The 20,508-nt window shown below is 60.6% G+C and carries 20 protein-coding genes, 1 pseudogene and 1 riboswitch; of the genes and pseudogenes, 17 read left to right on the top strand and 4 right to left on the bottom strand.

The genetic code is table 11. The features are described from left to right. Window positions 1-305 precede the first annotated feature (305 nt). Genes IBX54_RS01070 through IBX54_RS01055 form a run of 4 tightly spaced genes read left to right on the top strand, consistent with a single transcriptional unit; the run spans window position 306 to window position 5,244 of the window. Window positions 306-1,403, top strand: a complete 1,098-nt coding sequence (locus IBX54_RS01070; protein ID WP_296540812.1) for an efflux RND transporter periplasmic adaptor subunit — start codon at window positions 306-308, stop codon at window positions 1,401-1,403. A gap of 7 nt (window positions 1,404-1,410) precedes the next feature. Then, window positions 1,411-4,683, top strand: coding sequence for an efflux RND transporter permease subunit (locus tag IBX54_RS01065; protein ID WP_296540811.1), 3,273 nt, complete (start codon window positions 1,411-1,413; stop codon window positions 4,681-4,683). Window positions 4,684-4,713: 30 nt separating this feature from the next. Beyond that, complete coding sequence (locus IBX54_RS01060) at window positions 4,714-4,935, top strand: DUF2892 domain-containing protein (RefSeq protein WP_296540810.1); 222 nt, start codon at window positions 4,714-4,716, stop codon at window positions 4,933-4,935. An 18-nt stretch (window positions 4,936-4,953) separates the two neighbouring features. Further along, a complete protein-coding gene (locus tag IBX54_RS01055; protein ID WP_296540809.1) occupies window positions 4,954-5,244 on the top strand; it encodes a metal-sensing transcriptional repressor in 291 nt (96 codons plus the stop codon). 4 nt (window positions 5,245-5,248) lie between these two features. On the opposite strand, the gene mnmA is transcribed toward IBX54_RS01055, so the two are convergent. Further along, window positions 5,249-6,358 (bottom strand): tRNA 2-thiouridine(34) synthase MnmA, encoded by a 1,110-nt coding sequence (gene mnmA / locus IBX54_RS01050; protein ID WP_296540808.1) that lies wholly within the window; start codon window positions 6,356-6,358, stop codon window positions 5,249-5,251. Further along, complete coding sequence (locus IBX54_RS01045; protein WP_296540807.1) at window positions 6,355-6,873, bottom strand: NUDIX hydrolase; 519 nt, start codon at window positions 6,871-6,873, stop codon at window positions 6,355-6,357. Before IBX54_RS01045 ends, mnmA begins: the two co-directional genes overlap by 4 nt. 165 nt (window positions 6,874-7,038) lie before the next feature. Between IBX54_RS01045 and IBX54_RS01040 the strand changes: the two genes are divergently transcribed. Next, the gene (locus IBX54_RS01040; RefSeq protein ID WP_296540806.1) at window positions 7,039-8,697 is read left to right on the top strand and encodes a Re/Si-specific NAD(P)(+) transhydrogenase subunit alpha; all 1,659 of its coding nucleotides are present in this window, start codon (window positions 7,039-7,041) and stop codon (window positions 8,695-8,697) included. A 16-nt stretch (window positions 8,698-8,713) separates the two neighbouring features. Beyond that, window positions 8,714-10,132, top strand: coding sequence for a Re/Si-specific NAD(P)(+) transhydrogenase subunit beta (gene pntB / locus IBX54_RS01035; protein ID WP_296540805.1), 1,419 nt, complete (start codon window positions 8,714-8,716; stop codon window positions 10,130-10,132). A gap of 191 nt (window positions 10,133-10,323) precedes the next feature. Here pntB and IBX54_RS01030 read toward each other — a convergent pair. Next, window positions 10,324-10,479 (bottom strand): annotated as a pseudogene (locus IBX54_RS01030) (transposase domain-containing protein); the annotation flags it as partial. 232 nt (window positions 10,480-10,711) lie between these two features. Next, window positions 10,712-11,866: an alpha-hydroxy acid oxidase gene (locus IBX54_RS01025; protein ID WP_296540804.1), complete on the bottom strand. Its 1,155-nt coding sequence runs from the start codon at window positions 11,864-11,866 to the stop codon at window positions 10,712-10,714. Between the two features lie 163 nt (window positions 11,867-12,029). Beyond that, window positions 12,030-12,131, top strand: a riboswitch (TPP riboswitch). A gap of 96 nt (window positions 12,132-12,227) precedes the next feature. On the opposite strand from IBX54_RS01025, the gene thiC reads away from it, so the two are divergent. The 11 genes from thiC (at window position 12,228) to tatA (ending at window position 20,506) form a co-directional block, all read left to right on the top strand. Next, the gene (thiC, locus tag IBX54_RS01020) at window positions 12,228-14,105 is read left to right on the top strand and encodes a phosphomethylpyrimidine synthase ThiC (protein ID WP_296540803.1); all 1,878 of its coding nucleotides are present in this window, start codon (window positions 12,228-12,230) and stop codon (window positions 14,103-14,105) included. Between the two features lie 56 nt (window positions 14,106-14,161). Continuing rightward, a complete protein-coding gene (locus IBX54_RS01015; protein WP_296540802.1) occupies window positions 14,162-15,301 on the top strand; it encodes an FAD-binding oxidoreductase in 1,140 nt (379 codons plus the stop codon). A gap of 232 nt (window positions 15,302-15,533) precedes the next feature. Next, window positions 15,534-16,172 carry an imidazoleglycerol-phosphate dehydratase HisB gene (hisB, locus tag IBX54_RS01010; protein ID WP_296540801.1) on the top strand — a complete coding sequence of 213 codons (639 nt, stop codon included), beginning with the start codon at window positions 15,534-15,536 and terminating at the stop codon, window positions 16,170-16,172. Between the two features lie 50 nt (window positions 16,173-16,222). Beyond that, window positions 16,223-16,906, top strand: coding sequence for an imidazole glycerol phosphate synthase subunit HisH (gene hisH, locus IBX54_RS01005; protein ID WP_296540800.1), 684 nt, complete (start codon window positions 16,223-16,225; stop codon window positions 16,904-16,906). A 63-nt stretch (window positions 16,907-16,969) separates the two neighbouring features. Further along, window positions 16,970-17,710, top strand: a complete 741-nt coding sequence (gene hisA / locus IBX54_RS01000; RefSeq protein WP_296540799.1) for a 1-(5-phosphoribosyl)-5-[(5-phosphoribosylamino)methylideneamino]imidazole-4-carboxamide isomerase — start codon at window positions 16,970-16,972, stop codon at window positions 17,708-17,710. A gap of 15 nt (window positions 17,711-17,725) precedes the next feature. Continuing rightward, window positions 17,726-18,526 (top strand): imidazole glycerol phosphate synthase subunit HisF, encoded by an 801-nt coding sequence (gene hisF / locus IBX54_RS00995; RefSeq protein ID WP_296540798.1) that lies wholly within the window; start codon window positions 17,726-17,728, stop codon window positions 18,524-18,526. Window positions 18,527-18,621: 95 nt separating this feature from the next. After that, window positions 18,622-19,014, top strand: coding sequence for a phosphoribosyl-AMP cyclohydrolase (gene hisI / locus IBX54_RS00990; protein ID WP_296540797.1), 393 nt, complete (start codon window positions 18,622-18,624; stop codon window positions 19,012-19,014). Further along, entirely contained in the window at window positions 19,014-19,406 is a 393-nt protein-coding gene (locus IBX54_RS00985) for a phosphoribosyl-ATP diphosphatase (RefSeq protein WP_296540796.1), read from the top strand. Before hisI ends, IBX54_RS00985 begins: the two co-directional genes overlap by 1 nt. Next, window positions 19,403-19,828, top strand: a complete 426-nt coding sequence (locus tag IBX54_RS00980) for a hypothetical protein (protein WP_296540795.1) — start codon at window positions 19,403-19,405, stop codon at window positions 19,826-19,828. Before IBX54_RS00985 ends, IBX54_RS00980 begins: the two co-directional genes overlap by 4 nt. Next, a complete protein-coding gene (locus IBX54_RS00975; RefSeq protein ID WP_296540794.1) occupies window positions 19,825-20,199 on the top strand; it encodes a histidine triad nucleotide-binding protein in 375 nt (124 codons plus the stop codon). Before IBX54_RS00980 ends, IBX54_RS00975 begins: the two co-directional genes overlap by 4 nt. A gap of 67 nt (window positions 20,200-20,266) precedes the next feature. Beyond that, window positions 20,267-20,506 (top strand): Sec-independent protein translocase subunit TatA, encoded by a 240-nt coding sequence (tatA, locus tag IBX54_RS00970; protein WP_296540793.1) that lies wholly within the window; start codon window positions 20,267-20,269, stop codon window positions 20,504-20,506. Window positions 20,507-20,508 lie beyond the last annotated feature (2 nt).

The following is a 20,508-nucleotide window of genomic DNA, read 5'->3' as shown; positions in this document are numbered from 1 at the left end:
CCGAGCAGGAGGTGGATTTTTTGGGAGGTTTGGCTGCTGGAGTGCGATGTGCCGTCCAAAAAAAGCCCAGCGCTGGGCTGGGCAGTAACCCTTTCGGGCTCCGTTCAGGGAGGTAAAACGGAGGGACTTTTAGCCCGCTTTCAGTTACAAATTTGACTGGGTATAACCGTTCTGAGTCAGTACGGTTTCAATAAAAACCCCGGAAAGTCGATGATTTTCCGGGGTTTTTTATGGTCTATTGCGTTTTCTCATGTACTGGTGGGGGTATTCAAATATACTAGCCAGAGTATTTTTCAGGAAGCCTTATGCACAAGTCATCTTTATTGCGTTCCGTGGTTCGGTGCGGTCGGGTGGGCCGGTCGTTGCTTGCGCTCATGTCGCTGGCAGCGCTGTCGGTAGCGGCGCAAACGCCTGCCACAGTGAACGTGGCGGCCGTGCAGCTCAAGGCTGTGGGCAGCGGCTTTGAAATGGATGGCGTGGTGCAGCCAGTCAAGCAAAGCACGGTGTCGGCCCAGGCTTCAGGGCGGTTGGTCACGCTGGTGGTCAAGGCGGGCGATGTGGTACGGGCCGGGCAGTTGCTGGCCACCATTGACGACCGCGAAACGCAAACCGGGGTGCAGCTTAGCCGGGCCCAGGCAGCGCAGGCGCAGGCCGAGTTGCGCAACGCCCAAGCCAATTTTGATCGCACGCGCGAGCTGCTGGCGCAGGGGTTTGTCAGCCAGGCCGCCATGGACACGGCCGATGCCCAGCTCAAGTCTGCGCAAGCGGGCCGCGACCAGGCCAGTGCAGGCGAAAAGCAGTCCGGCTTGTCGCAGGGCTTCACGCGCGTGACGGCACCTTTCGATGCCTTTGTGTTGCAAACACTGGCCGAGGCCGGCGACCTGGCTTTTCCCGGCAAACCTTTGTTGACCTTGTATGCGCCCTTGCCGCTGCGGGCGGTGGTGCAGGTGCCGGTGTCGCGCTCAAGCCTGGTGCAGGGCAGCAGCGCCGTGGAGGTGCAGGTGCGCGCGGCCGATGGCTCGCCCCAATGGGTCCGACCCAGCCAGACCAGCCACCTGCCCACGGCAGACGCGGTGTCGCAAACCATTGAGTGGCGCCTTGAATTGCCTGCCAGCGCAAGCCGGGGCTTGTTGCCGGGCCAGCAGGTGCGGGTGCGCTTTGCCGCAGGCCAGTCGCAGCGCTTGCTCATTCCTGCCTCCGCTGTGTTGCGCCGGGGTGAGTTGACGGCGGTTTATGTGGTGTCTGGCCAGGGCTTTGCGCTCAAGGCGATTCGACTTGGCGCCGAGCACGGCGTGCAGGGCGTTGAGGTGTTGGCCGGTTTGACTGATGCCGACCAAGTGGCGCTGGAGCCGGTGCGCGCCGGGCTGGCGGGGGCCACGGCCGTTGTCAACCCGGGCAAGTGAGATCAGCATGTTGAACGAAAACCAAATGGGCATTTCCGGGCGCATGGCGCGCGCGTTCAAGCTCAACGCCATCACCCCTTTGCTGGCGCTGGTAGCGCTTTTGCTGGGCCTGTTTGCCGTGCTGGTGACGCCGCGCGAAGAAGAGCCGCAGATCAACGTCACCATGGCCGATGTGCTGATCCCGTTCCCCGGTGCCAGCAGCGTTGATGTGCACAACATGGTGGCGCGTCCGGCTGAACAGGTACTGAGTCAGATTGCCGGCATTGAGCACACCTACTCGGTGGCGCGGCCCGGCATGGCGGTTTTGACCGTTCAGTTCAAGGTGGGGGTGCCGCGCACTGAGGCGCTGGTGCGGCTGTATGACGTGCTCAATGCCAATCAGGACTGGTTGCCAAGCGAATTGGGCACGCTCACGCCCGTTGTCAAGCCCAAGGGCATTGACGATGTGCCGGTGATCGCGGTGACCTTGTGGAGCAAGGACGCGCTGCCCGCGGTTGACCTGGAGCGTGTCGCGAGCACGGTTGAGGTCGAATTGAAGCGGGTGCCTGGAACGCGCGAGGTAAAAACCATTGGCGGACCGCAGCGCGCGGTGCATGTCTGGCTCAATCCGGTGCGCCTGCGCGAGCGCGGTGTTGATGTGTTGTCGCTCAAGGCCTTGCTGGCCGCAGCCAATACCAGCATGCCGTCTGGCGCGGTGCTTGACCCGCAGGTGCCCGGTGGCCAGATGCTGAGCGTGGAAACGGGTGAGTTTTTGCGCTCGGAGCAGGATGTGGGCGATTTGGTGGTCGGCATCAGCCAGGGCAAACCGGTGTTTTTGCGCGAAGTGGCGCGCATCGAGACGGGTGCGCAGTTGCCGCAGCGCTATGTGTGGTTCACGCCGGGGGCGGATCAGGCCGTGGCGGCTGGCGGGGTCTATCCGGCCCTGACCCTGACGGTGACCAAAAAACCGGGCACCAACGCGGTCGATGTGGCACGCGCCGTGCGTGCGCGGGTGCAGGAGCTGGGCAACACCGTGATCCCCCACAACATGCAAACCACCATCACCCGGGACTATGGCGAGACGGCGGCAGAAAAAGCCAACAAGCTGATCCAGAAATTGGCCTTTGCCACCGGCTCGGTGATTTTGCTGGTGGGCTTTGCGCTGGGCCGGCGTGAGGCCGTGATTGTGGGTGCCGCCGTCATCCTGACGCTGATGGCGACCTTGTTTGCCTCCTGGGCCTGGGGCTTCACGCTGAACCGGGTGTCTTTGTTTGCACTTATTTTTTCCATTGGCATTCTGGTGGATGACGCGATTGTGGTGGTGGAAAACATCCACCGTCATCAAAACCTGTACCCGGAGCGCAGTCTGCGCGAGATCATTCCGGCCGCGGTGGATGAAGTGGGGGGCCCCACCATTCTGGCCACGCTGACGGTGATTGCCGCCTTGCTGCCGATGGCCTTTGTCAGCGGTCTGATGGGCCCTTACATGAGCCCGATCCCGATCAACGCCAGCCTGGGCATGGCCATCTCGCTGGTCATTGCCTTCACGGTCACGCCCTGGCTGGCGCTCAAAGTGATGCGTCAGCACGCGCCGGGTCATGGCGCTGCGGCCGCAGAGACTGGTCTCGGCCCTAAACTGCAGCGCCTTTTTGCCTGGGTGCTGACCCCGTTCCTGACCAGTGCCAAAAAGCGCTGGCTGCTGCTCGCGGGCATCTTGGTGGCATTGCTGCTGTCGGTGGGGCTGACCCTGGTGCAATGGGTGGTGCTCAAGATGCTGCCCTTTGACAACAAGAGCGAGTTCCAGGTGGTGGTCGAAATGCCGACCGGTACACCGCTGGAGAACACCGCCGCCGCGCTGCATGAGTTGGGGGCCTATCTGGCGCAGCAACCCGAGGTGCTGAACCTGCAAGCCTATGCCGGCACCGCCTCACCGATCACCTTCAACGGCCTGGTACGCCAGTATTACCTGCGCGCCGATGCCGAGCAGGGCGACGTGCAGGTGAATCTGGTGGACAAGCAGTTTCGCGATGACAAGAGCCATGCCATTGCCCAGCGGCTGCGTCCGGCGCTGGAGCAAATTGGCGCGCGCCACCATGCCCTGGTCAAGGTGGTCGAAGTGCCACCTGGGCCACCGGTGATGTCGCCCTTGGTGGCCGAGGTTTATGGCCCGGATGAGGCCGGGCGCCAGGCGCTGGCGCGCCGGGTGGCGCAGGCCTTTATGGCCACGCCCGACATTGTGGGGGTGGATACCTCGCTCAAAGACGACGCGCCGCGCGCTTACCTGCGGGTGCGCCGCCAGCGCGCCGAGTCGCTGGGCATTTCGGTGGCGATGGTGGCGCAAACGGCGGCCATGGCGCTCGGCGGGGTCGATGCCGCTTACCTGCATGATGGCCATACCAAATACCCGGTGCCGGTGCGCCTGCAATTGCCGCTGGCAGACCAGGTCGGGCTCGATGCCATTCTGGCCATGCCTTTGCGTGCTGCCAATGGCCAGATGGTGCCGCTGTCAGAGCTGGTGCAAGTGGAGCAGGGCGTGATCGACAAGCCCTTTTTCACCAAAGACCTGCAGGGTGTCAGCTACGTTTTTGGTGACATGGCCGGCAAGCTCGACTCACCTCTTTATGGCCTGTTTGCCATTCGCGACAAACTGCAGGTGGCAGCTTTGCCCGGTACCGGCGAATTGGGCGAGTACTGGATCAGCCAACCCAGCGACCCGTATCGCCAGTACGCGGTCAAGTGGGACGGCGAGTGGCAGATCACCTATGACACTTTCCGTGACATGGGCGCCGCCTATGGTGTCGGCCTGATCCTGATTTACCTGCTGGTGGTGGCGCAGTTCAGAAGCTACCTGACCCCGCTGGTGATCATGGCACCGATTCCGCTAACCATCATTGGCGTCATGCCCGGGCATGCCTTGCTGAATGCGCAGTTCACTGCGACGTCGATGATCGGCATGATTGCGCTGGCGGGCATCATTGTGCGCAACTCCATTTTGTTGGTGGACTTCATCGAGCTGCAGGTGGCGCAAGGCGTAGCGTTCAAGGACGCGGTGGTGCAGTCAGCCGCCGTGCGCGCCCAACCGATTGCCCTGACCGGACTGGCGGCCATGATTGGCGCCTTCTTTATTCTGGACGATCCGATTTTCAACGGCCTCGCCATTTCGCTGATTTTTGGCATTCTGGTGTCCACCCTGCTCACGCTGGTGGTGATTCCGGTGTTGTATTACGCGCTGTACTGGCGCCGTAACTACCAGGTGCCTGCTGCGCCACCGACGGCACCCGCCAATGTGCATGCAAGCTGATTTTTTAACTGTCCCTGAGGAGTTTTTACCATGACCGTACAACGTTATATTTTGGTTTTCGCCGGCCTGTTCATCATGATTTCACTGGCGCTGGGGGTGGAGGGCAGCCCGCTGTTTGTCAGCAAGTGGGCGTTGGCCTTCACGGCTTTTGTGGGTGCCAATTTGTTTCAATCTGGTTTCACCAATTTTTGCCCGCTGGGCATCATCCTGAAAAAACTGGGTGTGCCGGAACAGCAAATTGGCTGCCATTGACTCTCTGAAGGACCTTGCATGACTGCATTGACCAACGGAGCGGGGCGCACCGATGTTCTGAACCGACTGCGTCGGGCGGAGGGACAAATCCGGGGTGTGCAGCGCATGATCGAAGAGGGTGAGAGCTGCCTGAAGATCGCGCAGCAATTCTCTGCGGTGCGCAAAGCGCTCGACAGCACCTACATGCGCATGACCATTTGCTTCATGGAACAGGAGATGGATGAGCACCTGCGCCCCGACGTGTCACAAAAGGAGTCGCTGGCAGCCATGCTCAAGGACATGGAAACCCTGATGGCGCGCATGGGCTAACCGGTTAACCCGCGATGATGCCGCCTCCCAGGCAGACCTCGCCGTCGTACAGCACGGCCGACTGACCCGGCGTGACGGCCCATTGCGGCTCTGCAAACTTCAGGCTGAAAGCGTCTGCGCCGTTCACGCGCAGGTGGCAGGGCGCATCAAGCTGGCGGTAGCGAGTCTTGGCGGCCAGCGCCGTGGCATCCGGCGCCTGGCCCGCGACCCAGCTGGCATCTTGCGCTGTGAGTTCGTGCGACAACAGCCATGGGTGCTCGTGGCCCTGCACTACCCACAGCGTGTTGTGGCCCATGTCTTTGCGTGCCACAAACCAGGGTGCGTGGTCGCCGCCGCCGCGTGGCGCGCCTTTGGCTTTCAGGCCGCCAATGCCCAGTCCCTGGCGCTGGCCCAGGGTGTAAAAGCTCAAGCCGACATGCTCGCCAATGGTGTGACCCTTGTCGTTCTTGATCGGGCCGGGCTCCTTGGCAATGAAGCGATTCAAAAATTCTCGGAACGGCCGCTCGCCAATGAAACAGATGCCGGTCGAGTCCTTCTTTTTGGCATTGGGCAGGCCGATCTCCAGCGCGATGCGGCGCACCTCGGTTTTGAGCAACTCACCCACCGGAAACAGCGTGTTGGCCAGTTGCTTCTGGTTGAGCCGGTGCAAAAAATAGCTTTGGTCCTTGGCCGGGTCCAGGCCCTTGAGCAGCTCATGCTTTTTGGTGGCGGCATTGAAGCGCACGCGGGCGTAATGGCCGGTGGCAATCTTGTCGGCGCCCAGGCGCATGGCGTGGTCCAGGAACGCCTTGAACTTGATTTCGGCGTTGCACAAAATGTCGGGGTTGGGCGTGCGCCCGGCGCTGTATTCGCGCAGGAACTCGGCAAACACGCGGTCCTTGTACTCGGCGGCAAAATTGACGTGCTCGATCTCGATGCCGATCACATCAGCAACGGCAGCAGCATCCAGAAAATCCTGGCGCGATGAGCAGTAGTCATCGTCATCGTCGCCTTCCCAGTTTTTCATGAAGATGCCGATCACCTCATGGCCCTGCTGCTTGAGCAGCCAGGCGGTCACGGCGGAGTCCACACCGCCGCTCAAGCCCACCACCACGCGTTGGCGCAGCGCGCTCATGCGCCCCGGCCCGCGGTTGGCGCGCCGGACTCAAGCACGCCGGGGTCGGTGTGAAGCAAGGTGAGCGGGTAGCGCTGGCCTGCCAGATAGTCGTCCATGCATTTGACGATGAGCGGGCTGCGGTGGTGCTCAAAGCTGGCGCGAATCTCGTCCGGGCTCAACCACAGGGTGCGCACGATGCCGGTATCGAGGCTGCGCCCGGGTTGCACTGCGCCGAGCTTGCCGCAGAAGGCAAAGCGCAGGTAGGTGATGTCTTCGGCAGCATGTTGCGCACGCGCCGGGCGCTGAAAGCGCGACATATAGATACCGAGCAAATGCGTGGGGGTGAACAGGTGTGTGGTTTCCTCGAGCGCCTCGCGCGCGCAGGCGTTCACCAAGCTCTCGCTTTCATCCAGATGGCCGGCCGGGTTGTTCAGGCGCAGGCCCTCGGGGGTGTGCTCTTCGACCAGCAGGAACTTGCCGTTTTGCTCAATGATTGCCGCCACGGTGGCGCTGGGTTTCCATCGGATTTTCATGCCGGGATTATCGGCAAATTGCGCCATTGCCTGCCGCTGGCACCCATCCCAAAAGTTTGAGATGGATCAAATAGTGAATGCGTCGCCATTCCCAAAGTTGAAAAAACTGATGTAAGCTCGCGCGGTTAGTTCGGTTCTGCCCAAAATCACACGAGGAGACGCTTCATGCAAGCTGGTGCCACCACTCAAGGCTCATCGGATAAATCCGTCGTTTCACCGCCCCCATCATCGCCACCCACGCCGCAATGCATTGGTATTCCCTGCGAAGTTTTTCCAGGTGAAAAACGCGTTGCCACCGTGCCCGAGGTGGTTGAAAAGCTGATCAAACTCGGTTTCAAGGTGGCCGTCGAATCGGGTGCGGGCGATTTGGCCAATTGCACCGACGAGGCGTATCGCGCCGCCGGTGCCGAAGTGGTTGACACCGCGGCAGCGCTTTGGGCCGCCGCCGACATCGTGTTCAAGGTGCGCGGCCCGACCCCCGAAGAAGTCGCGCTGATGCATGAAGGTCAGAACTTGATCAGTTTCATCTGGCCCGCACAAAACCCCGACCTGATGCAACTGCTGGCCGCCAAAAAGGTGACCGTGCTGGCCATCGACGCGCTGCCGCGCACGCTCAGCCGTGCCCAGAAGATGGATGCCCTGACCTCGCAGGCCGGGGTTGCCGGCTACCGCGCCGTCATTGAGGCCGCCAACGCTTTTGGTCGCTTCTTCAGCGGCCAGATCACGGCTGCGGGCAAGGTGCCGCCGGCCAAGGTTTTCATTGCCGGTGCCGGCGTGGCTGGCCTGGCTGCCATTGGCACCGCCGCCAGCCTGGGCGCCATCGTTCGCGCCAATGACACCCGTGCCGAAGTGGCTGACCAGGTGGTGTCGCTGGGTGGCGAATTCGTCAAGGTAGATTATGAGGAAGAAGGCTCGGGCGGCGGCGGCTACGCCAAGGTCATGAGCGAAGGCTTCCAGCAAGCCCAGCGCGTGATGTACGCCAAGCAGGCCAAGGATGTTGACATCATCATCACCACCGCGCTGATCCCCGGGCGACCGGCACCCAAGCTGATCACAGCCGAGATGGTGCAGAGCATGAAGCCCGGCAGCGTGATTGTTGACATGGCCGCCGAGCAGGGCGGCAACTGCGAGCTGACCGAGCCAGGCCAGGCGGTGGTCAAGCACGGCGTGACCATCGTCGGCTACACCGACCTGGTCTCGCGGCTGTCCAGGCAGTCGTCCACGCTGTACGGCACCAACTTGTTTCGCCTCACCGAGGAACTGTGCAAGACCAAGGACGGCATCGTCAATGTCAACATGGAAGACGACGCCATTCGTGGTCTCACGGTCATCAAGGAGGGCAGCATCACCTGGCCGCCACCGGCACCCAAAGTGGCGGCGGCACCGCCTGCGGCTGCCAAGCCGACAGCGGCTCCGGTGGCCAAAAAGGCGCACGGCCATGGCGAACCCAGCGCCCCCATGCCTGCGGGCAAACTGGTCATGATGTTCGCCGTGGTCGCCGTGCTGTTTTGGCTGATCGGCCACAGCGCGCCCAAGGAGTTCATGTCGCACTTCACAGTGTTCGTGCTGGCCTGCTTTGTCGGCTACATGGTGGTGTGGAACGTGAAACCCGCGCTGCACACGCCGCTGATGAGCGTGACCAACGCCATATCGAGCATCATCGCGATTGGCGCGCTGGTGCAAATCTCGCCCTTGATGGATGCGGCCGAGCGGCCCAACAGCCTGATCACCTGGATCGCGGCGGTGGCCATTGCCCTGACGGCCATCAATATGTTCGGCGGCTTCGCCGTCACCCAGCGCATGCTGGCCATGTTCCGCAAATAAGAAGAAGGAGCCACGCATGAATTCGAGTCTGGCCACAGTCGCCTACATCGGCGCGACCATTTTGTTCATTTTGAGCCTGGGCGGTTTGTCCAACCAGGAAAGTTCCCGCCGCGGCAACCTGTTCGGCATGATCGGCATGACGATTGCCGTGCTGGCCACGGTGTTCGGGCCGCAAGTCAACAGCGGTGGTTACGCCTGGATCATTGGCGCAATGGTCATCGGCGGCAGCATCGGCTTGTATCTGGCGCGCAGCGTGCAAATGACGCAAATGCCCGAGCTGGTCGCCTTCATGCACAGCATGGTCGGTCTGGCTGCGGTGCTGGTGGGCTTTGCCACTTTTGTTGACCCCACGGCCACGGAAGGGTTCGAGGGCTCGGCCCGCACCATTCATGAGCTTGAAATCTATATTGGCATCTTCATCGGTGCGGTCACCTTGTCGGGGTCGGTCATCGCTTTTGGCAAGCTCAGCGGGCGCATCAGCGGCAACCCGATGCTGCTGCCCGGGCGCCATTGGCTCAATCTTGCCGGCTTGCTGGTGGTGATTTATTTCGGCGGTGTCTTCATGGACGCCCACACGGTGGCAGACGGCATGATGCCGATCATCGTCATGACCGTGATCGCGCTGCTGTTCGGCATCCACATGGTGATGGCCATCGGCGGCGCTGACATGCCGGTGGTGGTGTCCATGCTCAACAGCTATTCGGGTTGGGCGGCAGCAGCCACTGGCTTCATGCTCAGCAACGACTTGCTGATTGTGGTCGGCGCGCTGGTGGGCTCCAGCGGTGCGATTCTGTCGTACATCATGTGCAACGCCATGAACCGCAGCTTCATCAGCGTGATTGCCGGTGGTTTTGGGACCACCAGTGCCAAGCCCGCAGCGGCTGCTGGCGGTGAGCAGCCCGCCGGTGAGGTCACCCCGATCAGCGCCAGCGAAACCGCCGAGCTGTTGCGTGATGCCAAGAGCGTGATCATTGTGCCGGGCTACGGCATGGCGGTGGCGCAGGCCCAGCACACGGTGTTCGAGATCACCAAGCATCTGCGCGACAAGGGCGTCAACGTGCGCTTTGGCATTCACCCGGTGGCTGGCCGTATGCCGGGCCACATGAACGTGTTGCTGGCCGAGGCCAAGGTGCCCTACGACATCGTGTTCGAAATGGACGAACTCAATGACGACTTTCCGGCCACTGATGTGACCATGGTGATTGGCGCCAACGACATCGTCAACCCGAGTGCCCAGGACGATCCCAACAGCCCGATCGCCGGTATGCCGGTGCTTGAGGTCTGGAAGTCCAAGACCAGCATCGTCATGAAGCGCAGCATGGCCAGCGGCTACGCCGGCGTGGACAACCCGCTGTTCTACAAGGACAACAACCGCATGCTGTTTGGCGATGCCAAGAAGATGCTCGACGAGGTGCTGACGGCTTTGAGAACCTGATCTTTCAGGCTTCTGGAGGTGCAAGTCCTCCCGCAAGCTGATCTCAGCGAACGAAGCGAATCGCAACCGCACGAGGGTGACCAAGTGTGGGAAGGAAGCGTGGAGCGTAAATCACTTGTCTGTGGACAAGAATCGCATAGAAGGTGCTGCCAAGCAGGGCGATCGGGCAGTAAAGCGTAACTATTGGGATGCGTAGGCAACCGCGTCAGCACATCGGTCAAATACGTCAGCGGCTCGATGCCATTGATCTTGGCCGTCTGAATCAGACTCATGATGTCGGCGGCGCGCGCACCTGCGGCCAGGCTACCACTGAAGAGCCAATTCTTGCCCACAGCCCAGCGCCTGACCGGTGGCGCTGCATTGGCATTCTGATCGAGCGCACGCACGGGTGGGGCATGCTGCAAGAAATCCCTGGCATGTTGACCATTGCGCCCCTGCTTGGCGTGGTGCACCATGGCTGCAACGTCTTCATGCACGCCACTGGCATAGGCTCAGATGTAGCCGCGCTTCCCCCCCCCAGGATGGTGATCGGCGACTCATCGGCGAGCAGTACCTGGCATTGCAAAAGATAACTGCACGCTACGCGGGATACGTCCCGGGCAGCAAAATCCCCTTGTCCACCGTGTCGATGTGGGTGCGCCCGCAAAAGGCCATGGTCAGGTCGAGCTCCTTGTGGATGATCTCCAGCGCGCGGGTCACACCGGCCTCGCCCATCGCTCCCAGACCATACAAAAAGGCGCGGCCAATGTAGCTGCCGCGTGCACCCAGGGCGCGGGCTTTCAGCACGTCTTGCCCGCTGCGAATACCGCCGTCCATGTGCACTTCAATCTGGCTGCCCACGGCATCGACGATGGCGGGCAGGGCGCTGATGGAACTGGGCGCACCGTCCAACTGGCGGCCACCGTGGTTGCTGACCACCAGCGCATCAGCGCCTGATGCCACTGCCAGTCGGGCGTCTTCGGCGTCCTGAATGCCTTTGAGGATGAGCTTACCACCCCAGCGCTTTTTGATCCATTCCACGTCGCCCCAGTTGAGCGCCGGGTCGAACTGCTTGGCAGTCCATTCGCTCAGCGTGCCCATGGTCTCGATGCCCTTGACGTGGCCGACGATGTTGCCAAAGCCGCGTCGCTGCGTGCCCAGCATGCCCAGTCCCCAGCGCGGCTTGGTCATCATGTTGAGCATGTTGCGCACGGTGAGTTTGGGTGGCGCCGACAGGCCGTTGCGGATGTCGTTGTGGCGCTGGCCGATGATCTGCAGGTCGAGCGTGAGCATCAGCGCCGAGCAGTTGGCGGCACGCGCGCGGTCAATCAGGCGCTCAATAAAGTCGCGGTCTTTCATGACGTAGAGCTGGAACCAGAATGGATGGCCTCCCGTTTCCTTTGCCACGTCTTCAATCGAGCAAATGCTCATGGTGGACAGTGTGAACGGGATGCCAAATTTTTTGGCGGCGTTGGCAGCCTTGATCTCGCCGTCGGCGCACTGCATGCCGGTCAGACCGACGGGTGCCATGGCCACCGGCATGGCAACCCTTTGTCCGATCATGGTGCTGGCGGTGCTGCGGTTTTCCATGTTGATGGCGACGCGCTGGCGCAGCTTGATTTTCTGGAAATCGTCGCTGTTGGCGCGGTAGGTCGATTCGGTCCACGAACCCGAATCGGCGTATTGGTAAAACATGCGCGGCACACGTTTTTGGGCAAGAAGGCGCAGGTCTTCGATGTTGGTGATGATGGGCATAACAGGGGTCCTTTCAGGCTGCGTCATCTTAAGATGTCCGGGCGAACAGTTGCCTGAAAACTGTAGTACCTCGCATGAAAGAAATTCTCGCGGGACATTAACCGCCTGGCCAAGCAGGCCATGGTCATGCTGACAACAGTGTCTTCAAGGGCTCGTTTACACTTTAAGTCGCCCGGGGTGTGCTGTCATGGCACTGAGATGGTCGTCCGAACCCGCGAACTTGATCCGGTTGATACCGGCGTAAGAAGTGCCAAGCCTTGTGTCATTGCACCCTGACACCTTGCGCTTGATCTTGTCGATGTTTGCGGCTTGGTTGGCCAGACTCCCGCGCTGTTTTTCAACATCACAGGAGACCAAAGCCATGAATGCCCCCGACAAATTTTCAGAACTGTTGCGCCTCACGCGTGCGCCCTTGCCGGCATCCACCAAGATCTACATCCCCGGTAGCCAGGCCGACATCCAGGTGCCGATGCGTGAAATCATGCAAAGCAACGGCGAAGCCATCACGGTCTATGACACCTCCGGCCCCTACACCGACCCCAATGCCCACATCGACGTGCGCCAAGGTCTGCCCCATGTGCGCAGCCCGTGGATCGCGGCCCGTGGCGATACCGAGTCTTACACCGGCCGTACACCTTACGCCCTCGACGATGGCCTGAAAAACGGCGAGTCCGAAGCACTGGCCGCTCTGCGCGCTCAGGCCAGAGGGCTGCAACGCACGCCACGCCGCGCCAAGGCGGGCGCCAATGTGTCGCAAATGCACTATGCGCGCCGCGGCATCATCACCCCCGAGATGGAATATGTGGCCATTCGCGAGAATCAGAAGCAGGCCTGGATGGATCAGTACCAGACCAACACTGAGCGCGAGGCGCGACTGGCCGGCAACAGTTTTGGCGCCAGCATCCCCCGCGTCATGACGCCCGAGTTTGTGCGCGACGAGGTGGCCCGTGGCCGCGCCATCATCCCGGCCAACATCAACCACCCCGAGATTGAGCCGATGGCGATTGGCCGCAACTTTCTGGTCAAGATCAACGCCAACATCGGCAACTCGGCCGTCACGTCGAGCATCGAGGAAGAGGTTGAAAAACTGGTCTGGTCGATCCGCTGGGGCGCAGACACGGTGATGGACCTGTCCACCGGGCGCAACATCCACACCACACGCGACTGGATCTTGCGCAACTCGCCGGTGCCCATCGGCACGGTTCCCATCTATCAGGCGCTGGAAAAAGTGGGCGGCGTGGCCGAAGACCTGACCTGGGAAATCTTCCGCGACACCCTCATCGAGCAAGCCGAGCAGGGCGTGGACTACTTCACCGTGCACGCCGGCGTGCGGCTGGCGTTCATTCACCTGACAGCGCAGCGCGTGACCGGCATTGTGTCGCGCGGCGGCTCGATCATGGCCAAGTGGTGCATAGCCCACCACAAGGAAAACTTCATCTACAGCCACTTTGATGAAATGACAGAAATCCTCAAAGCCTATGACGTGAGTTACTCGCTGGGCGACGGCTTGCGCCCCGGCTCAGGCGCGGATGCCAACGACGAAGCCCAGTTTGCCGAGCTGCGCACCTTGGGTGAACTCACGCAAAAAGCCTGGCAGCAGGACGTGCAGGTCATGATCGAAGGCCCCGGCCACGTGCCCATGCACATGGTGCAGGCCAACATGACCGAGCAGCTCAAACACTGCCACGAGGCGCCTTTCTACACCCTCGGCCCGCTGACCACCGACATCGCGCCCGGTTACGACCACATCACCAGCGGCATTGGTGCGGCCATGATCGGCTGGTTTGGTACTGCCATGCTGTGTTACGTGACACCCAAGGAACACCTGGGCCTGCCCGACCGCGACGACGTGAAAGTCGGCATCATCACCTACAAGATTGCCGCCCATGTGGCCGACGTGGCCAAGGGCCACCCGGGCGTGCGTGCGCGGGATGATGCGCTGTCCAAAGCGCGTTTCGAGTTCCGCTGGATGGACCAGTTCAACCTGTCGCTCGACCCCGACACGGCGCGCGACTTTCATGACGAAACCCTGCCCAAGGATTCAAGCAAAGTGGCGCACTTTTGCTCGATGTGCGGCCCCAAGTTTTGCTCGATGAAAATCTCGCAAGAGGTGCGCGACTACGCCAAAGACAAAGGCGTGAGCGAGGCGCAGGCCCTGACCGAGGGCATGGCCGATATGTCGGACGCGTTCAAGCGCGCAGGCGGCGAGATTTACGTGCCGATCAAGCCAGTGGATTGACACCACCGGACGGACACGCGTTACAGTGATTGCATGATCAACACGAATTGAAAATCATGCAAAGCACAGACGTTCTCATCATCGGCGCCGGGATGGCGGGCACTTCGGCAGCTTATTTTCTGGCACCTCATGTCAAGGTCACGGTGCTGGAGCGCGAGTCGCAGCCCGGCTACCATTCGACCGGGCGCTCGGCCGCGCTGTATTCGGAAACTTATGGCAATGCCACGGTGCGCGCCATCACAACCGCCTCCAAACCCTTTTATCTCCAGCCGCCCGAAGGTTTTTCGTCGTATCCGCTGGTCACGCCGCGCGGTGCTTTAATCGTTGGCGCGGCGGCGGACCACGACGCGCTGCGCCAGACGCTGGAGGCCATGCGCGCACTGGTGCCCAATATTCAATGGTGGACACAGGCTGAAATCTTGCAACGGGTGCCCGTGCTCAAACCTGAGGCAGCGGTTTATGGGGTGTTTGAGCCCGACGCCATGGACATGGACGTGCACGCCATTCACCAGGGGTTTTTGCGCGGCGCCAAGGTGGCCGGGGCGCAGCTGGTGTGCAACGCCGGGGTCAGCGAGATCGGCTTTGAATCTGGCCAGTGGTGCGTGAGCACGCCCGCCGGGCGTTTTTGCGCGCCCATTCTGGTCAATGCGGCGGGGGCCTGGTGCGATGAACTGGCGCAGCAGGCCGGCATCAGGCCGGTGGGTCTGGTGCCGATGCGGCGCACTGCTTTCACATGCGAGGTGCCAGCATCCGCGCAGATACAGGATTGGCCTCTGGTGATTGATGCCGGCGAGACGTTTTACTTCAAGCCAGAGGCCGGGCTGCTGCTGGTGTCGCCCGCCAACGCCGACCCAGTGCCGGCGCAAGATGTGCAGCCCGAGGAACTCGATGTGGCGATTGCTGTGGACCGGCTGGAGGCTGCCACCACGCTGCACATCCGCCGGGTGCGGCGCAAATGGGCCGGTTTGCGCTCATTTGTGGCCGACAAGACCCCGGTGGTCGGCTTCGCCCCGGATGCCCCCGGCTTTTTCTGGCTGGCAGGGCAGGGCGGCTATGGTATTCAGACTGCGCCTGCCATGGGTGAACTGGCTGCGGCCCTGGTGCGCGGTTTGCCGGTGCCGCCCGTCATGCAGGCGCTGGGGCTGCGCCAGGAGGCGGGAGTGATTTGGATGGCCCAAGGAAGAGCACTATACTAATCAGCGAGACCAATGGTCAAAGCTTTTGGCACGAACGTTTTGAAATTCCGGCAAAAATTGGACTTTACAGACTTTACTTGGCGTGAAAAGAGTTAATTTGACATTGAGTAAGCATCGTAATTTGTTGTTTTATAAAGTTTTAACTCTTATGCTGCAACATGAAATCTTATGCAACCACTAGCGGTGTCTGGGCGCATAACAAACCGTGTTTTTTCCTGTTGATCACGCTTCCATGACAAACTATCCCTTGACTGAACTTCCTGATGCATCAACCACGAACACGCCGCGTTGCGCCGAAGTGGTTCGACAAACCGCTGAAACGAAAATTACCGTGCGCGTCAACCTGGACGGCACGGGTCAGTCGCACCTTCATACCGGCATTGGTTTTTTTGATCACATGCTCGACCAAATTGCCCGCCACGGTCTGATCGACCTTGACATCGATGCTGATGGTGATCTGCACATCGACGGCCACCACACCGTTGAAGATGTCGGCATCACGCTCGGGCAAGCCGTTTACAAGGCTGTGGGAGACAAAAAAGGCATTCGCCGTTATGGCCATGCCTATGTGCCGCTGGACGAGGCCTTGAGCCGGGTTGTGATCGATTTTTCGGGTCGCCCCGGTTTGGTGATGGACGTGCCTTTCACCAGTGCCATGATCGGCAACTTCGACAGCCAATTGATGCACGAATTCTTCCAGGGTTTCGTCAATCACGCGCTGGTCACGCTGCACATTGATAACCTGAAAGGTGTCAACGCGCACCACCAGGCCGAAACGGTGTTCAAGGCCTTTGCCCGTGCCTTGCGCGCGGCGCTGGAGCTTGATCCGCGCGCCTTGGGCAGCGTTCCCTCCACCAAAGGTTCGCTGTAGTTCCCAGACCAAACAGGGCCCCGGCATTCGCCTGTTGTGCTCAAGACACCATGAATTCAATCGTCAATCCCGGTACCGGAAAAATCGTTGCTGTGGTCGATTACGGCATGGGCAATTTGCGCTCGGTCTCGCAGGCCGTCAAAGCGGCGGCAGTGGGCACTGGTTTTGCGGTGGTGATCACACAAGACCCCGATGTGGTGCGTGCTGCACAGCGCATTGTGCTGCCGGGCCAGGGCGCCATGCCCGACTGCATGCGCGAGCTGCGTGAATCGGGCTTGCAGCAGTCGGTGCTCGAAGCGGCCGCCAGCAAACCGCTGTTTGGTGTCTGTGTGGGCATGCAAATGCTGCTGGACCACAGCGCCGAGGGCAATACGCCCGGCTTGGGCCTGATTCATGGCGAAGTTATCAAATTCGAGCTGGCAGGCCAATTGCAACCCGATGGCAGCCGCTACAAGGTGCCGCAAATGGGCTGGAACCAGGTCTGGCGCAACAACCATGGCGGCGCGCCGCACCCCGTTTGGGGCGAGGTGCCCGATGGCAGTTACTTCTATTTTGTGCACAGTTTCTACGCCAAAACGTCTGATCCACGCCACAGCGTGGGCGAAACCGACTATGGCAAGCGCTTCAGTTCAGCCATTGCCCGTGATAATATTTTCGCCACCCAATTTCATCCTGAAAAAAGCGCTGAACATGGCCTGAGTCTGTACCGAAATTTTCTCCACTGGAATCCTTGAATTCTTTTTTATCGTCATGGCTGCGCCAGTCGAAGCCTATTCACTCCCTCCCACTGAAGCATCATGCTTTTAATTCCTGCGATTGATCTTAAAGACGGCCATTGCGTGCGCCTGCAACAAGGCGACATGACACTCTCCACCATCTTCAGCGAAGAGCCAGCGGTCATGGCGCGCAGCTGGGTTGACAAAGGCGCGCGCCGGGTGCATTTGGTGGACTTGAACGGTGCTTTTGCCGGGCAGCCCAAGAACGAGGCGGCGATTCGCAAAATACTCAAAACGATCGGCAGCGAGGTCGATGTGCAACTGGGTGGCGGCATTCGCGACCTCGACACCATCGAGCGTTATCTCGATGCGGGTTTGCGCTATGTCATTGTTGGCACCGCTGCGGTCCGCAATCCGGGCTTTTTGCAGGACGCCTGCACCGCCTTTGGCGGCCACATCATCGTCGGCCTCGATGCCAAGGACGGCAAGGTGGCCACCGACGGCTGGAGCAAGCTCACGCGCCACGATGTGGTGGATTTGGGCAAGAAATTTGAAGACTTCGGCGTCGAATCCATCATCTACACCGACATTGGCCGCGACGGCATGCTCACTGGCATCAACATCGATGCCACGGTGCGCCTGGCGCAGGCGCTGACGATTCCGGTGATCGCCTCGGGCGGCCTGTCAAACATGGCCGACATCGAGGCCTTGTGCGCGGTGGAAGACGAAGGCATCGAAGGCGTGATTTGTGGCCGCGCCATCTACAGCGGCGACCTGGACTTTGAAAAGGCGCTAGAGCGCGCCGAAGAGCTCAATGGCTGATCAGCAGACATCTTTGTGCTAGCCAAACGCATCATTCCCTGCCTTGACGTCACTGGCGGACGGGTTGTCAAAGGCGTCAACTTTGTTGAATTGCGCGACGCGGGCGACCCGGTAGAGATCGCCGCGCGCTACAACGAGCAGGGCGCCGACGAGCTCACTTTTCTCGACATCACCGCCACCAGCGACGGCCGCGACCTGATTCTGCACATCATCGAAGCCGTGGCCAGCCAGGTGTTCATACCGCTCACCGTGGGTGGTGGCGTGCGCACGGTCGAAGACGTGCGCCGCCTGCTCAATGCCGGCGCTGACAAAACCAGTTTCAATTCGGCGGCCATCGCCAATCCGCAGGTCATTCGCGAGGCATCGGGTAAATATGGCGCACAGTGCATCGTGGTGGCGATTGATGCCAAACGTCGCAGCACTGCCGACCTGCAGCGGCGCGATGCCAACGGGCAAACGGTTGGTGCAGGTTGGGACGTTTACAGTCACGGCGGGCGCAAAAACACCGGCCTGGACGCAGTGGCCTGGGCGCGCCAGATGGCCGACTTTGGCGCCGGCGAGATTTTGCTCACCAGCATGGACCGCGATGGCACCAAGGCGGGTTTTGACCTGGAACTCACCCGGGCGGTCAGTGACGCGGTGAGCGTGCCGGTGATCGCCTCGGGTGGTGTTGGCACGCTCGACCACTTGGCAGACGGCATTCAGATCGGCGGCGCCGATGCGGTGCTGGCGGCCAGCATTTTCCATTACGGCGAATTCACCGTGGCGCAGGCCAAGGCCCGTATGGCAGCGCGCGGTATCCCGGTCAGAATCTGAAAGTTTGCCGAACAGATCAAGGCTGCGCGAAGTGAGCCTGCTCTGATAGCCATATTTTTTTGGATGAAGGCTGGCCAATCGTCGACAATTCACCCATGAACTTTCTCGATCAACTCAAATGGGATGCGCAAGGCCTGATTCCGGCCATTGCGCAAGAACAAGGCTCAAACGACGTGCTGATGATGGCCTGGATGAACCGCGAGGCGCTGCAAAAAACCGCCGAGCTGGGGCGCGCCGTCTATTTCAGCCGCTCGCGCAACAAGTTATGGTTCAAGGGCGAGGAATCCGGCCACGTGCAGACCGTGCATGAGATCCGCGTCGATTGCGACCAGGACGTGATTTTGCTCAAGGTCACGCAAACCGGCCACACGCCGGGTCTGGCTTGTCACACCGGACGCCACAGTTGTTTTTACAGCGTGTATGACAATGGTGCCTGGAAAGTTGTTGATCCGGTTCTGAAAGACCCGCAAACCATTTACAAAAGCTGATGAGTTCTGACAAAAATTCTGCTGATTCCCTGGCTGCGCTGGCCGCCGTTATCGCATCGCGCCTGCCGGCCCGTGGTGGCGACCCCGAGGCCAGCTATGTGGCGCGGCTGCTGCACAAGGGGCCGGACGCCTTTCTGAAAAAAATTGGCGAAGAGGCCACCGAGGTGGTGATGGCGGCCAAAGACGCTGACCACGGTGGCGACAAACACAAGATCGTCTGTGAAGTCGCCGACCTGTGGTTTCACAGCATGATCGCGCTGGCCCATTACGGCCTGAGCCCGGCTGATGTGATCACTGAATTGCAGCGCCGCGAAGGCACCAGCGGCCTCGAAGAAAAAGCCATGCGCAAGGTCAAGGTGCGCGAGGCGCAGTCGCAAGGAGAAAATCCATGACCCAGGACTTCACCACCCCCGAACCCCCGAAAAACGATGCCCGGTGGCGCGAGCTCGACCTGCAAACGCTCAACGGGCTCAACGCCTGGGGCACCGTCAGCTACATTTTGCATTTGATTGTGGCTGTGGGCGCGTTGATTCCGGGCGGCCAGTTCGGCCCGCTGCTGCTGGTCATTGCGCTGGTAATCGACCTGGTCAAGCGCGGCGATGCGGTGGGCAGCTGGCACGCTTCGCACTTCAGTTGGCGCATTCGCACGGTCATCATTGCGGCGCTGCTGTACCTGGTGACGGCGCCCCTGTGGCTGCTGCTGTTCCTGCCAGGATGGCTGGCCTGGCTGGGCATCTCAGTCTGGTTTTTATACCGCATCGTGCTGGGCATGGTGCGCCTGAACAAAGGTTTGCCGATGGAGGTGTCAGCATGATCGAACACGTGGTGCCGAGTGATCCGGATTGCCTGTTTTGCAAAATTGTGGCGGGCAAAATCCCGTCCAAATTGGTCTATCAGGACGACGAGCTGTTTGCATTCCACGATATCCACCCGTGGGCGCCGGTGCATTTCCTGATCATTCCCAAGCTGCATATTCCGTCCATGGCGCTGCTCACAGAAGACCACGCGGCACTGATGGGGCGCATGATGGTGCTGATTCCCAAACTGGCCTTGCAGGAGGGCTGCAATCCCTACCCCGAAGGCGGCTTCCGCACGCTGGCCAATACCGGTGCAGAAGGCGCTCAGGAAGTGCACCATTTGCATGTGCACGTGATGGGTGGCCCGCGCCCCTGGTTGCGGGGTTAAATTTTCATTTTCAGGCGTGCCAATCAGGTGCACCCCTTAAAATCCACGCATTCTTTAGGAGACCGTCATGGGTTCATTTTCTATTTGGCATTGGTTGATTGTTTTGTTGATCGTCATCATGGTTTTTGGCACCAAAAAACTCAAAAACCTTGGCGGCGACCTCGGTGGCGCGGTCAAGGGCTTCAAGGAGGGCATGAAAGAGGGCGGTGCTGCGCCTGAAGAAAAGCCTGCTGAGAGCGCCCAGGTGGCCAATGCCGCTGCCGCCGAAAAAACCACGATTGACGTGGAAGCCAAGCAAAAGTCGTGATC

The sequence above is a fragment of the Rhodoferax sp. genome (assembly GCF_014859475.1).
GTDB lineage: Bacteria > Pseudomonadota > Gammaproteobacteria > Burkholderiales > Burkholderiaceae_C > Rhodoferax.
Note: the sequence above shows the minus strand (reverse complement) of the source record. Positions and strands in the feature narration are given on the sequence as shown.

Coding starts and splice junctions, on each gene's coding strand:
- IBX54_RS01045 (WP_296540807.1), bottom strand. CDS start 6,873: ATGAAAATCCGATGGAAACCCAGCGCCACCGTGGCGGCAATCATTGAG.
- hisA (WP_296540799.1), top strand. CDS start 16,970: ATGCTTTTAATTCCTGCGATTGATCTTAAAGACGGCCATTGCGTGCGC.
- IBX54_RS00980 (WP_296540795.1), top strand. CDS start 19,403: ATGACCCAGGACTTCACCACCCCCGAACCCCCGAAAAACGATGCCCGG.
- IBX54_RS01060 (WP_296540810.1), top strand. CDS start 4,714: ATGACCGTACAACGTTATATTTTGGTTTTCGCCGGCCTGTTCATCATG.
- tatA (WP_296540793.1), top strand. CDS start 20,267: ATGGGTTCATTTTCTATTTGGCATTGGTTGATTGTTTTGTTGATCGTC.
- IBX54_RS01040 (WP_296540806.1), top strand. CDS start 7,039: ATGCAAGCTGGTGCCACCACTCAAGGCTCATCGGATAAATCCGTCGTT.
- IBX54_RS01015 (WP_296540802.1), top strand. CDS start 14,162: ATGCAAAGCACAGACGTTCTCATCATCGGCGCCGGGATGGCGGGCACT.
- pntB (WP_296540805.1), top strand. CDS start 8,714: ATGAATTCGAGTCTGGCCACAGTCGCCTACATCGGCGCGACCATTTTG.
- hisI (WP_296540797.1), top strand. CDS start 18,622: ATGAACTTTCTCGATCAACTCAAATGGGATGCGCAAGGCCTGATTCCG.
- IBX54_RS01055 (WP_296540809.1), top strand. CDS start 4,954: ATGACTGCATTGACCAACGGAGCGGGGCGCACCGATGTTCTGAACCGA.
- hisH (WP_296540800.1), top strand. CDS start 16,223: ATGAATTCAATCGTCAATCCCGGTACCGGAAAAATCGTTGCTGTGGTC.
- IBX54_RS01070 (WP_296540812.1), top strand. CDS start 306: ATGCACAAGTCATCTTTATTGCGTTCCGTGGTTCGGTGCGGTCGGGTG.
- hisB (WP_296540801.1), top strand. CDS start 15,534: ATGACAAACTATCCCTTGACTGAACTTCCTGATGCATCAACCACGAAC.
- IBX54_RS00975 (WP_296540794.1), top strand. CDS start 19,825: ATGATCGAACACGTGGTGCCGAGTGATCCGGATTGCCTGTTTTGCAAA.
- IBX54_RS00985 (WP_296540796.1), top strand. CDS start 19,014: ATGAGTTCTGACAAAAATTCTGCTGATTCCCTGGCTGCGCTGGCCGCC.
- IBX54_RS01025 (WP_296540804.1), bottom strand. CDS start 11,866: ATGCCCATCATCACCAACATCGAAGACCTGCGCCTTCTTGCCCAAAAA.
- IBX54_RS01065 (WP_296540811.1), top strand. CDS start 1,411: ATGTTGAACGAAAACCAAATGGGCATTTCCGGGCGCATGGCGCGCGCG.
- mnmA (WP_296540808.1), bottom strand. CDS start 6,358: ATGAGCGCGCTGCGCCAACGCGTGGTGGTGGGCTTGAGCGGCGGTGTG.
- thiC (WP_296540803.1), top strand. CDS start 12,228: ATGAATGCCCCCGACAAATTTTCAGAACTGTTGCGCCTCACGCGTGCG.